At 70.4% G+C, this 12,609-nt stretch carries 9 protein-coding genes; 6 read left to right on the forward strand and 3 right to left on the reverse strand.

Going from position 1 to position 12,609, the window contains the following annotated elements; genetic code table 11:
* Positions 1–28 precede the first annotated feature (28 nt).
* The 4 genes from glyA to ACIQCJ_RS07290 all read left to right on the forward strand — a co-directional run bounded on the left by glyA (position 29) and on the right by ACIQCJ_RS07290 (position 8,899).
* Complete coding sequence (gene glyA, locus ACIQCJ_RS07275; RefSeq protein ID WP_402710934.1) at positions 29–1,282, forward strand: serine hydroxymethyltransferase; 1,254 nt, start codon at positions 29–31, stop codon at positions 1,280–1,282.
* Between the two features lie 224 nt (positions 1,283–1,506).
* Positions 1,507–2,892: an L-serine ammonia-lyase gene (locus ACIQCJ_RS07280; RefSeq protein WP_355348034.1), complete on the forward strand. Its 1,386-nt coding sequence runs from the start codon at positions 1,507–1,509 to the stop codon at positions 2,890–2,892.
* Between the two features lie 1,112 nt (positions 2,893–4,004).
* Positions 4,005–6,242 carry a CATRA conflict system CASPASE/TPR repeat-associated protein gene (locus ACIQCJ_RS07285; protein WP_402710935.1) on the forward strand — a complete coding sequence of 746 codons (2,238 nt, stop codon included), beginning with the start codon at positions 4,005–4,007 and terminating at the stop codon, positions 6,240–6,242.
* Positions 6,243–6,538: 296 nt separating this feature from the next.
* A complete protein-coding gene (locus ACIQCJ_RS07290; protein WP_402710936.1) occupies positions 6,539–8,899 on the forward strand; it encodes an ATP-binding protein in 2,361 nt (786 codons plus the stop codon).
* Here the strand turns inward: ACIQCJ_RS07290 and ACIQCJ_RS07295 are convergent.
* Positions 8,893–9,876 carry a helix-turn-helix transcriptional regulator gene (locus ACIQCJ_RS07295; RefSeq protein ID WP_355348025.1) on the reverse strand — a complete coding sequence of 328 codons (984 nt, stop codon included), beginning with the start codon at positions 9,874–9,876 and terminating at the stop codon, positions 8,893–8,895. The genes ACIQCJ_RS07290 and ACIQCJ_RS07295 overlap by 7 nt on opposite strands.
* A gap of 315 nt (positions 9,877–10,191) precedes the next feature.
* Here ACIQCJ_RS07295 and ACIQCJ_RS07300 point away from each other — a divergent pair, with 315 nt between their 5' ends.
* Both ACIQCJ_RS07300 and ACIQCJ_RS07305 read left to right on the forward strand, forming a co-directional pair.
* Positions 10,192–10,854, forward strand: coding sequence for a hypothetical protein (locus ACIQCJ_RS07300; RefSeq protein ID WP_355348022.1), 663 nt, complete (start codon positions 10,192–10,194; stop codon positions 10,852–10,854).
* 172 nt (positions 10,855–11,026) lie between these two features.
* Positions 11,027–11,413 carry a hypothetical protein gene (locus ACIQCJ_RS07305; protein WP_355348019.1) on the forward strand — a complete coding sequence of 129 codons (387 nt, stop codon included), beginning with the start codon at positions 11,027–11,029 and terminating at the stop codon, positions 11,411–11,413.
* Between the two features lie 72 nt (positions 11,414–11,485).
* Here the strand turns inward: ACIQCJ_RS07305 and ACIQCJ_RS07310 are convergent, their stop codons facing one another.
* Together ACIQCJ_RS07310 and ACIQCJ_RS07315 are read right to left on the reverse strand one after the other, a co-directional pair.
* A complete protein-coding gene (locus ACIQCJ_RS07310) occupies positions 11,486–12,184 on the reverse strand; it encodes a hypothetical protein (RefSeq protein WP_402710937.1) in 699 nt (232 codons plus the stop codon).
* A gap of 101 nt (positions 12,185–12,285) precedes the next feature.
* A complete protein-coding gene (locus tag ACIQCJ_RS07315; protein WP_355348013.1) occupies positions 12,286–12,606 on the reverse strand; it encodes a CATRA system-associated protein in 321 nt (106 codons plus the stop codon).
* Between the last annotated feature and the right edge of the window lie 3 nt (positions 12,607–12,609).

Raw genomic sequence — 12,609 nt, forward strand, 5'->3', positions numbered from 1 at the left:
TCACCGACCTTCTGACCAGGAAGATCTCATGTCGCTGCAGAACCAGTCCCTGCACGAGTTCGACCCGGACGTCGCCGCCGCGGTCGACGCCGAACTCCACCGCCAGCAGTCCACCCTCGAAATGATCGCGTCGGAGAACTTCGCGCCGGTCGCGGTCCTCGAGGCCCAGGGCTCCGTGCTGACCAACAAGTACGCCGAGGGCTACCCGGGCCGCCGCTACTACGGCGGCTGCGAGCACGTCGACGTGATCGAGCAGCTCGCGATCGACCGCGTCAAGGCGCTGTTCGGCGCCGAGGCCGCGAACGTGCAGCCGCACTCCGGCGCGTCCGCGAACGCCGCCGCGATGACCGCCCTGATCAAGCCGGGCGACACCATCCTGGGCCTCGACCTGGCGCACGGCGGCCACCTGACCCACGGTATGAAGATCAACTTCTCCGGCAAGCTGTACAAGGTCGCGGCCTACCACGTCGACGAGCACACCGGTCTGGTCGACATGGCCGAGGTCGAGAAGCTGGCCAGGGAGCACCGGCCGCAGCTCGTCATCGCGGGCTGGTCGGCGTATCCGCGCCAGCTCGACTTCGCCGAGTTCCGCCGGATCGCGGACGAGGTCGGCGCGTACCTGATGGTCGACATGGCGCACTTCGCGGGCCTGGTCGCGGCCGGTCTGCACCCCTCCCCCGTGCCGTACGCGGACGTGGTCACCACCACGACCCACAAGACGCTCGGCGGCCCGCGCGGCGGTGTGATCCTCTCCAAGGCCGAGCTGGCCAAGAAGATCAACTCGGCGGTCTTCCCCGGTCAGCAGGGCGGCCCGCTGGAGCACGTGATCGCCGGAAAGGCGGTCGCCTTCAAGGCCGCCGCCACCGACGAGTTCAAGGACCGGCAGGCGCGTACGCTCCAGGGCGCCAAGATCCTCGCCGAGCGGCTGGTACGGGACGACCTCACCGAGGTCGGCGTCTCCGTCCTGTCCGGCGGCACCGACGTCCACCTGGTGCTGGTCGACCTCCGCGACTCCGCGCTCGACGGCCAGCAGGCCGAGGACCGCCTCCACTCGGTCGGCATCACCGTCAACCGCAACGCGATCCCCAACGACCCCCGGCCGCCCATGGTCACCTCGGGGCTGCGCATCGGCACGCCCGCGCTGGCCACGCGGGGCTTCGACGCGGAGGACTTCCGGGAGGTGGCGGAGGTCATCGCGGCGGCCCTCAAGCCGAGTTACGATGCCGCGGCTCTCCGGGACAGGGTCGCCGCCCTGACCCGCAAGCACCCGCTCTACGCGTAGCCCCGTAGGGGCGAGGGGGGCACCTCCCGGCCGGAGGCCGGCGGAGGAACCGCGTGCTCAGCCGGAGCGCTCCCGCAGGTCACCACCCGCCCCGGCGGGCAGTCCGGTTGTCGCCGGACCGCCCGCCGGTGGGGGCTGGTCGCGCAGTTCCCCGCGCCCCTGGGGAACCCTCCTCCGCGGAGGAACCGTGAAGGGGCCGTGCCCCTTCGAGATCTGGAGTCCTCATGGCAATATCCGTATTCGACCTCTTCTCCGTGGGCATCGGCCCCAGCAGCTCGCACACCGTGGGCCCGATGCGTGCCGCGGGCATCTTCGTGCACCGGCTGAAGAACGAGGGACTGCTGGCGCACACCGTGTCGGTCCGGGCGGAGCTCTTCGGGTCGCTGGGGGCGACGGGCCACGGGCACGGGACGCCGAAGGCGGTGCTGCTGGGGCTCGCGGGCCACTCGCCGCGGACGGTGGACGTGGAGACGGCGGACGACGAGGTCGCGGCGGTGCGCGCGGCGGGCAGGCTGAGCCTGCTCGGGGCGCACGAGATCGCCTTCGACCCGCAGACGCAGATCGTGCTGCACCGGCGCAGGTCGCTGCCGTACCACGCCAACGGGATGACGCTGTTCGCGTACGACGCGGACGGCGCCCCGCTGCTGGAGAAGACGTACTACTCGGTGGGCGGCGGCTTCGTCGTGGACGAGGACGCGGTCGGCGAGGACCGGATCAAGCTGGACGACACGGTGCTGCGGCACCCCTTCCGCACCGGGGACGAGCTGCTGCGGCTCTCACGCGAGACGGGGCTGTCGATCTCGGCGCTGATGATGGAGAACGAGAAGGCGTGGCGTACGGAGGAGGAGATCCGCGCCGGGCTGCTCGACATCTGGCGGGTGATGGAGTCCTGCGTGCGGCGCGGGATGTCCCGTGAGGGCATCCTCCCGGGCGGCCTGAAGGTCCGCCGCCGCGCGGCGCAGTCGGCGCGCCAGCTGCGCGCCGAGGGCGATCCGGCCGCGCACGCGATGGAGTGGGTCACCCTCTACGCGATGGCCGTCAACGAGGAGAACGCGGCGGGCGGCCGGGTCGTGACCGCCCCCACCAACGGCGCCGCGGGCATCATCCCGGCCGTCCTGCACTACTACCTGAACTTCGTCGCGGCGCCGACCGCCGGCGCCGTCGACCAAGAGGACGCCGTCGTGCGCTACCTGCTGGCGGCGGGCGCGATCGGCATGCTCTTCAAGGAGAACGCCTCCATCTCCGGCGCCGAGGTCGGCTGCCAGGGCGAGGTCGGCTCGGCCTGCTCGATGGCGGCCGGCGGCCTCGCCGAGATCCTCGGCGGCTCCACGGAACAGGTCGAGAACGCCGCCGAGATCGGCATGGAACACAACCTCGGCCTCACCTGCGACCCGGTCGGCGGCCTCGTCCAGATCCCCTGCATCGAGCGCAACGGCATGGCCGCCGTCAAGGCCGTCACCGCCGCCCGCATGGCCATGCGCGGCGACGGCCGCCACCACGTCTCCCTCGACAAGGTCATCAAGACCATGAAGGAGACCGGCGCCGACATGAAGGTCAAATACAAGGAAACCGCGCGGGGCGGCCTCGCGGTCAACGTCATCGAGTGCTGAGCTTTTAGCGCCTGAGCTGGGGTTTCCCGTCTTTCGGCGCTGTCGGAGCCTTCCCGGTTTGCACAGCGAAAGTCCCCGGGAAGTCCCTCCGACAGAGTGGAGAGTCCCTGACTCCGCGTAGGCACGCACGGGCTCGGCCGTTGAGGCAGCGCATCACGGTGCGAAACCCGAGCACCAAAGAACAGGGCAATAGACGAGCGACCCAGGAGGTCGCCACTGGCCGAGCGCATCACGACAAGGAATGTCACCGACCCTGCGGAAATCCGCACGCCCAAGGGTGCCACACGGAAGATCTTTCGCAGGCGTTGGCGCTGCCCTCGGGAATGGGGTTTGCTAGGCCCTCCCTGAAGGGAGGACCTAGCGGGCTGTGTTCCCCAAGGGGGGACGAGTTGTGCGGCTGCTTGACGCGACAGCGCTCGTCGCGAGTTCCTACCCGTGACGGTTGTCCCGCAGCGCTCTTACGATATCGATGACCATAAAGCCTATACCGACGCCCATGAGGGCTACAATGGGCCACGAAGAGTGGCTTATCGCTTCGATCATTACGGCCGCGAGCAATAGGGCGATAAGCGCCGGGATAGTGATCCGGACAGGTCTAGGCATCGATCAGCACTTCCGTTCGTTGGTTCGCCAGAATCCGGTGGGGAGATCTGTGACGAAGGTGACACAGCGTGCTCGCACTGCCGCGTGGGATGCCTTGGCCGTGACTGCCCACAGCCCCCAACGGAGCGCGTAGGCAATAGCCTTGACAGCGGGCCACGGAATCGTGGATTCGATCATGCCGAAGCCCCCCCGCCACAGCGGAACAGTAGGTCGTGACGGTGGCCCCCGCGTCGGTGCCCGTGGACTTGGGCAGGGTGGCCTTGATGACGCGGCCCTGAACGTCGTAGGCGGTGGTCGTGACCAGGTTCAGTCCGGCCGGGTCGGTGTCCTTGTTCGTACCGGCGTCGGCCGCCACGCTTGTGGTGCTGAACACCGATACGGTCGACAGCAGTTGAGCACGTAGCCCGAGAGATCCTCGACACGGCCGAACCGTCAGTAGAATGCGGGGACTTACCGTAGTGAGTACGGCACGCAGCCCGGGGGCGAACGACCGAGTGCACGAACTCGCCGTGACGGAACAGGAAGTCGTGGCCCACGTCTTCGTGCCGCTCGACGCGCCGCATGCCGACGTCTGGCCGACCGCAGTCCGCGTGATGTGGCAGCGCTTCCGTGCCCTCCAGGGCGCGAACCAGCCGGTGTGGGCGACGGCACCCACCGAGATCCCGGAGGTGCTGCCGGACGCGGCGCTGCACGGCTCGGTGACGGTGGCTGCCGTCCAGTCGCCCGGGGGCCTCGACCAGGCGATCGTGCGACGTCACGGTGCCGTACTGAATCTGTCGCTGCTGCTCGGGGCGCGCGAGGACCGTGCCTGGCCGGAGTTGGAGCAGCGGGCCGCCGACGTGCTCGGCCCGCTCGACGCCAGCTGCCTGGGCGCCGTGGTGCTGCTGGTCGGCAAGCAGCCGGGCGGGGCGGTCGGCGGGCTGGACCTGCTGGAACCGGAACGCGAGGACGACGACCGGTACCTGCGCCGGCTCCTCCTGCTCGGGCATCCGGAGCAGGACGCCTTCCTCGGTGCCTGGGCGTGGTCGGCCGACAGCAGTGCCGAGATGCCGCCGTTCGTCAGCTACCTGATGCATATGGCCGCTGTCCGGCATCAACTGCGGGTCCACAAAAGGCTCTCCGCCATCGACGGCGGCGACACGGGTCTGCGGGCCTTGGTACGGCTCCCCTACGGCGGCGGGATCGGCGAACTGCCGCTCGGCGATCCGGCGCGGGCACTGCGCGCCCTCCGGCACACCGTGGACGTCACGTGGACCAACGCGCGACTGGCCCTGCGTCGGAGCCGCGAGGCACACGGCGGCGATGTGACCGACACCGACGTGCTGGACGACGACCGCGAGGTCGTCGACTGGTTCGTCCAACTTCTTGAGGACGGCATCACGCGCGTGGAGACGACCGACAGCCTGCCCGTAACGGCAACCGCCGAGCGTCAGGGCGCACGGCAACCGCCGCCGGACAACGACGAATCGGAACCGTCGGCGGAGTTGGCGCCGGTCGCGGCGACGGCGCCGACGCGGCCGGACGGCTGCCCCGTGCGGGTGCTCGCGGTGACCGACGAGTGGTTTCCCGCGCACGGCGGCCTGACGGCGTTCAACCGAGGGCTGTGCCTGGCGCTGACGGCGGCGGGCGCCGAAGTCCACGTGCTGGTGGAGAATTTCACCGCCAAGGAACAGGCCGACGCGGAGGAGCACGGGGTGCGTCTGCTCGCCGCGGCCCGGCCGGGCCGTACCGGGCGGCAGTCGCTGATGCGTCGCGCCGAATTGCCGGAGGGAGTCGTGCCGGACCTCGTCATCGGGCACGGCAGGGTCAGCGGACCTGCGGCGCAGGCACAGGCGGAGGACCATTTCAGGGGGGCGCGGCGGCTGCACTTCCTCCATGTCGAGCCGGACCAGGCGGAATGGTCCAAGGAAGACGAGGGTGACGACGTGGGTGCCCGCGCCGAGGCCCTCACGGAGTTGGAGTTCGACCTGTGCCGAGGTGCCGCCCGCATCATGCCGGTGGGACCGCGCCTCGAGGAACTGCTGGAACGGGAGCGAGGTCTGCCGGGATACCGGGACCTGCCCCCGATACAGCGCATCGACCCCGGATTCGACGGCGAGCCCGACCCGGTGGACGGACCGCGCTCCGGTCGGACGCAGATCCTGTTCATGGGGCGCCTGAAGGATGCGCAGTTGAAGGGGCTGGACATCGCCTGCCGGGCACTGGAGAAAGCGGTACCGCCGAGGTCCGGGCCCGGACACTGGGAACTGCTGGTCCGCGGCGCGCCCGAGGACACCTCCCGCAGCCTGAGCGAGTACGCGAAGGACTTGATCGGCCATCCGGCCATCGACGTCAAGGTGCGGACCTATACAGAAGACCAGGAGAAGATCCGCAGGGATGTGCGGCGGGCCAGTCTGGTGCTGATGCCGTCCCGAGCCGAGGCGTTCGGTCTGGTGGCGCTCGAGGCGATCGTGGCCGGGGTGCCGGTTCTTGTGAGCGGCCGCAGCGGGCTGGGCATGCTGCTTCGCGAGATCCTGCCCGCGGAGGCGGAGCAGGTCGTCGTTGACGTGGACGGTTATGAGAAGCGGCTGGCGGCGGACGCCGCCGCGTGGGAACGGGCCATCAACTCGGTGATGTTCGACCGGCCGAGCGCCTTCGCCCGGGCCGCCCGCCTGCGCAAGGCGATGGCTGAAAGAGTGACGTGGGGCACGGCCGCCGCCCACGTGCTGCGGTGCGCGGAGGTGGACGGCCGGCCCCAGGAGTCCTGAACCGACGGTCGTGCCGGGGTCTTCCGGTGTGTGTCCTCAGTGAGTCTGCATGGCTGTCGTCCTCCCGGGCCGGCCCGGCGAACAGCGCGCCGCCGGTGTCGGACCCCACCGGAACACGCGGATCATCAGCACTCCCGGCCGCTCTGGAAGACACTGGACAAGTCTGGAGGCGCGGTACGAATCCGCACGGGTCGTATGCGTCACGATCCGGGTACGAGACACGCGGCGGGCACGCCGTACGGGTGTGCACGTCAGCCACGTCCGCCAAGGCGTAGGGCCGGTACGGAGGGAAAGCGGTGGCAGGGGATCGGACCCCGGCGACGGATGAGGACCCGTCGGCGCTCAGGCAGCGGCTGGCCGTCGAGTTGGCCCATGCCGTGGTCCGCGCCGAGAAGCGGCTCGGCCGCGCGTTGGACCGGGCCGAACTGGCCAGACGGCTGAACGTCTCGCCGAGCAGTCTGTACGCCTACCTCAACGGGACGACGCTCGCGGGGGTGGGCGTCTTCGATGAACTGCTGGTCGCACTCGGCGTCGGCGGCCCGGAAGCCGGTCGGCTGAGCACGCTCCGGGACCGCGCCGAAGCGGCCCGGAGGCTCCGCCCCGCCGCGGCCAGAGCGACCGTCGGCACGAGCGGTCCGCCACCGTCCTCCCGCGTGCCCCACCAACTTCCCCCGTCTCTGCGGAATTTCGTCGGCCGGGAGCCCGAACTGCGGCGGCTTGACGGGCTACTGGAGCCGGATCCGGTCGCGGCGGTCCGGCCGGTGGTGATCACCAGCATCGAGGGCACTGCGGGAGTCGGCAAGACATCCCTGGCGCTGCACTGGGCACGCCGGGTGGAGGAGCACTTTCCCGACGGTCAACTCCACCTGAATCTGCGGGGCTTCGACTCGGGAGTGCCCATGTCCCCCGCGGAAGCGCTGCACGACCTGTTGCAGTCGCTGGGCGTGACGCCCGACGCGATCCCGGCCAGGGTGACCGCCGCCGCCGGTCTGTTGCGTACCGTGCTGGCGGGCCGTCGGGTGGTGGTGGTGCTCGACAACGCGCGCTCGGCCGATCAGGTTCGCCCGCTGCTGCCGGGCGGGCCGGGATCGCTGGTGATCGTCACCAGCCGCAACCGCCTCGACGGACTGGTGGTACGGGACGGGGCGTTCCGGGTCACCCTGGACGTGCTGCCGCGGTATGCCGCCCGGGCCCTGGTGGAAGGGCAGATCGGAGCCGACCGGCTGGCGGACGAACCACGGGCCGCTGACGAACTCGTGGACCTGTGCGCCCGGTTGCCCTTGGCCCTGAGCGTTGCCGGCGCGAGGGCGGCGCTGGAGCCCAAGGGCTCGATCGGTCTTTTCGTCGCACGGCTCCGGCAGGCCAACGCGCGGCTGGGCATCCTGGAGCTCAAGGACGCGGACGTCAACCTGCGGTCGGTCTTCCAGGGTTCGTACGCCCTGCTGCCACCGCCCGTGGCGCGGCTGTTCCGGCTGCTCGGCTGCCACCCCGGCCCTGACCTCGACGCGACCGCGTGCGCGGCGCTGCTCGGCGAACAGGCGCCGCCGGACGAACTGCTCGACGCGCTCACCGCCGCCCATCTGGTGCGGCAGTACGCGCCGGGCCGGTATGTACTGCACGACCTGTTGCGGCTGTACGCGAAGGAGTTGGCGGACGACGGCCCGGCCGCCGAGCGCGCCACCGCCGTCGAGCGGCTGCTGCGGCACTATCTGAGTGCCGCGCGACTGGCGGACCGCCGCCTCGAACCGTGGCGGCGCGCTCCGGTCGAGCCGACTGGCACCGAACCGCCCGTTGAGAATCACGCGGCGGCCATGGCGTGGTTCGAGGCCGAGTTGGGCACGCTACAGGCGGTGATCGCGCTGGCCGCGCGGAGCGAGGGGCTGGAGTCGTACACCTGGCGCCTCGCCCAGGCGTGCGCGGTCTATCTGCGTCGCTCGGGGCGGCGGTTCCAGCGCGGTCTGGTGCACGAAATCGCCCGGGACGCGGCCGCGAAGGCCGGAGACCGCCGGGCCTGGGCGTCGGCCACCCGCCGGCTGGCGGACGCCCTCTCCCGCCTCGACCGGTCCGACGAAGCCCTGTCGCTGCTCTACGAGGCGCTGCGCGAATGCCGCCGGCTGGGTGATGACGACGGCGCGCGCCAGGTGCGGCTGTCCCTGGTGCGGGTGTACGCCGCGCGCGGCGACCACCGGCGGGCGCTCCCGCAGGCCCGGCTCGCGCTGGCGATGGCCGAGCGGACCGCGGATCCGCTGCCGCTGGCAGATGGCCTCAGCGCCCTGGCCCAGGAGCAGGAACGCTCGGGGGACCACGCGGCGGCGCTGGTACACGGCCGCCGGGCGTTCGACCTGTACGCGGAACTCGGCCATCTGGACGGCCAGGCGGCGATCCTGCTCACCACCGGGCGGGCCGAGCAGAGTTCGGGCCGGCACGCGGCGGCGATCGGCACCTACGAGCGGTCCCTGGCTCTCGACCGGGCGGTGGGCGACCGCTACCGCGAGGCGCACGCCCTCGATCATTTGGCGGACGCGCACGCCGCGCTCGGCCACGACCGCGACGCGTACGCGCTGCGACGCGAAGCGCTCGATGTGCTGCGGACCCTGCACCACCCGGACGCGGCCCGGATCAGCGCCAAACTGCCGGACGCGCCGATCTCTCAGTAGCCGGGTGGCACTTCGGGGTCGGGCTCGGGTGCGGCAGGGGCGGGTCCGTCCTGCCAGCACAGTCCGTAGCCGTATCCCACCCGCATCGCGTCGAACTCCACTGCCACCGTGCCCTGCCGGTCGGGGCGCAGGAGGGATGTCCCCGGCGCTCGCTGGTAGATGACGGCGGTCGGGACTCGGCTCAACTGCCAGACGGACAGCGGCGGACGTCCGGGGGCGAAGCGCACCCGCAGGCTGAAGCGTTCGCTGCGGGTCAGCGGGACATGGACGAAGTGCGGTGCCATCGGCTGGTCCTGGGGGATGCGCAGCCGGAGCGTGTACGTGTGGCGGGCACCTGTGCGCAGCGGGGTCGGGAGGATCAGCCGCTGTTGGAAGAAGCTCTCGTAGGGGTGTTCGGGCAGATCGAGGCGGCCGCCGTCGAGGACAGAGACCTCCAGACCGTGGCCGTCGGCCTCGTCGTCGGTGCGGCGCGGCACGCTGAACGCGACCGGGATCTCGGCGAGGCCGTCGCAGGTGGCGACGATGACCCGCCGCTCCACCGCCTCGGGTGTCACGGTGTCCAGGCGCAGCCGGGTCTCGACCGACTCGGTGTACCAGCCGTGCGGATCGGTACGGGCGCAGCCGCTCGGACAGAGTTCGCCGTGCGCCCCGCCCGCGATCGACGGGGTCCAGGGGGGCGGCGAGACGATGACAGTCCCGGGCACGGCGTCCTTGTCCAGGGCGCGGTGCACCTCGGCCCAGAACGCGCCCCACTTGTCGATGTCGCCGCCGCAGGCGCCGACGATCGCCATCGTCACCGGGAGCGTCGGGTGCGAGTCCCCGCGGAGCGCGTCGGTCATGGTGGTGCGACCGTACCCGGTGTGACGGGAGAGTTGGTCGAAGGTCAGTCCCGCGGTCCGACGCAGATCTCGCAGCCAGAACGCGAACAGCGTGACGGGCGAACCGTCGGGAGGCAGTTCCTTTTGCGGACGGCCCATGCCCCGAACTCCCTTTCGCCGCCTGCTGCCACCGCCGAGTCTGGCACAACGCCCGGTGGCCTGGGAGCGCCCGGCGGCCGGTGCCGGTGCCGTGCGGAGTTCTCCGGAGATCGTCCGGGTACGCCGGAGAACCATTGTGCCCATTCTCCGTCCGTTGCTAGACACGTACTGCCGCCGGACACGTATCGACCGGACACGCGGACCGGTTCGCGGCCCACGTCGCCGTGGACGGCACGGTCGAAGCAGGGAGGGATCATGAAAGTCGCTTCGGACGCCACAGGCTCCTCACGGCTCCCGGCCGATGTCGTTCTGCGGATGGAGCGGTTCGGCCGTTTCGAATTCGATGCCACGGGGATCGAATTCGGCGCTGATCTGGTGTGGAGCGAACTACAGGCGCCGTTTCTGGAATTCGCCCAGTCCGACAGTGACCGGTTCACCACTCAACTGGCCGCGGCCGTCATACCGGCAGGCGGCTTCGCGCTCTTCGGAGCGGCCAGGACGGTCTGGAACCTGCTCGGCCCGGACTTCGCGCATCCCTGCTACGACGCCTTGCGGATGGACGCGCTGGAGTTCTTCCGAGCTCGCGGGGTACCCGGCAACCGCCTGTCCGCAGGGGATCGCGAGTTCTGGCGACTGCACCGGGGACCCGACGAGCCTTGGCTCGTCGGCCGACCGCCCCCGGCGCCGGGGGCGGCTCTCCCACCGCTGGCAACAGGGGAACTGCGCCCGGTCGCCCGGATGTCGGCCGGACCTCACGCCGAGACCGTGTACGCCAGGGCCGATGTCCAGGACGGCTGCGTGGCGGTGGTCGAGGCATGCGGTCGGGGCCGCGATCCGGCCGGTTGCCGGTTCGACTGGTTCGGCGCCGCGACGCAGTACGAACTCTATCTGCGGATCGGCGAGGCATTACAAGTCCCGGCCCATTGGGTCGCCGACGAGCTCATGCCGTTCATTCCCTTCTCCGCGCCGAGCCTCTGACCGGCCGACCGAAAACGCCGCACGTCACGGTAACCGCTCCCGTACTTCCGGAAACCGTGCAACAAAACCCACCGCGGTTCCGTTTCAGTGAGAAGGTCGTGGCGGAACGCAGTTCCCGCACAAGAGCACCGCCCCCACGGCACCACGGGGTTCACATCGGGGAGTTGAGCAGATGACCAAGCAGCCGGTGGATATATCCACCACGGCCTCCGTGGAGGACGCAGCGGCCTTGTTCCGCACGGATATGCGAGCGAACTGGTTCGGGGAGAACAACACCGGAATCGCCACGACGTTCACGGAGAGCGGTGGTTCACCGCTCGGCATCCACCACACCGATATGCCGGACCTCGCACTGACGGCCGAGCTCGTGAGCCGGGGAGAGAGCACCGAGCGGTTGTCGGTCCACCTCCTCATCTGGGACCGGGGGGAATGCCGGAAGATCCGGCTCGAAGCCGAAGGCAACGTGCGCGCCCTGCGCATCCTTGCGAACCGCAAGATGCGCCGATTCGTCGTCTCGCTCCAGGAGGAAGATCCCTCCCTCACCTACACGGGCATCTGAGCGGACAAGGGGAGGGGCCGCAAGGCCGGTCCGCCCGCCCGACGAGTGAACGTCCGGCTTCGCGCCGGGCGTTCATTCGTGTCCGAAGGCCGTGGCCGAGACGTCCCGTTCCAGCGCGGCCCGGTGGATTCCGTATGTCGTGAGGTGCGATGCCTTGATCACGATGCAGTAGCGGTCCACCGAGACGAGGGTCCTGCCGAGCCGGTCGTACTCGCGCCGCAGGAAGTTGATGGCCGCCTGGTTCGCCGCGGAGGTCTGGCCGCATATCAGCAGCACGGGGCGGCTGGACTCCGCAGGCGTGAACTTGGCGACGAGGGCGTACTCCTGATTGCCGCGGTCGAAGAGGAAGCGGTCACCTCCGACCTCGATGGCCACCGAGTCGGGCCCGCCGTTGTAGGGGTGGATGGTCACGCCCGGCAGGTGGGCGGCCAGATGGCCGCCGGTGCGGATGTTCGAGTCGCCGATCGGTCCGCCGACACAGAATTCCGTGCGGTCGGCGTTGCTGCCGCGGAACTCTCCGGACTCGACGGTCACCCGGCAGCCCAGCTCACCGGCGAGCATGGCCAGTTCGATGACCGCCCGCACGTCCCGGTGCTGTGCGGTCCCGGGGGCGTTGTGCTTGTTGCTGAGCACGATGAGGCAGGTTTCGCCGGGGCGGACGCCGAAGAAGGCAGCCTTTCTATTCAGTGCGCGGGACCGCCTGCCCCGCTCCCACAGCCAGCCGAAGCCGAGGCCCAGGAGGCTCGTCACCAGCCCGATCGCTACGTTCACCAGCACTGAGATAATCGCGCCGCCCTCCCCGGACAGTCCCCCATTGTGCGGCAGTTCACCGTGCGGCCGGAAGATCTCGACCGGTCACACCCATGGCCACGTCATGCCTTGCCGTTGCCCGCGGGCGGTGCCTGGCCGCCGCCGCCCGCCGGCTTCGAGGCCGGGTCCAGGGTGTGGATGAGAGCGACGACCCGTTCGCGCACCCGGGGCGGCGACTGCTGCTTGCCGTCGGGTGCCGTAGTGCCATGGGGACCCATCCGTCCGACACGCCGACCGTTCGTCTCCAGCTCCGCCGTCACCTCACCGACCAGGACCGTGTCGCCCTCGCCGACCGCTTTCGTCAGCACGGCGATCCGCTCGTCGACCTCCTCCCACGAATCCGGCGGCAGCCGCCAGGCCAGCACCGCGTCAAGGACCGCCAATGC

It is taken from the genome of Streptomyces sp. NPDC093221 (assembly GCF_044753885.1).
Classification (GTDB): domain Bacteria; phylum Actinomycetota; class Actinomycetes; order Streptomycetales; family Streptomycetaceae; genus Actinacidiphila.

Excerpts from the sequence above, each read along its gene's own strand:
- ACIQCJ_RS07305 (WP_355348019.1), top strand. The coding sequence starts at position 11,027 with ATGACCAAGCAGCCGGTGGATATATCCACCACGGCCTCCGTGGAGGAC.
- ACIQCJ_RS07300 (WP_355348022.1), top strand. The coding sequence starts at position 10,192 with ATGGAGCGGTTCGGCCGTTTCGAATTCGATGCCACGGGGATCGAATTC.
- glyA (WP_402710934.1), top strand. The coding sequence starts at position 29 with ATGTCGCTGCAGAACCAGTCCCTGCACGAGTTCGACCCGGACGTCGCC.
- ACIQCJ_RS07295 (WP_355348025.1), bottom strand. The coding sequence starts at position 9,876 with ATGGGCCGTCCGCAAAAGGAACTGCCTCCCGACGGTTCGCCCGTCACG.
- ACIQCJ_RS07280 (WP_355348034.1), top strand. The coding sequence starts at position 1,507 with ATGGCAATATCCGTATTCGACCTCTTCTCCGTGGGCATCGGCCCCAGC.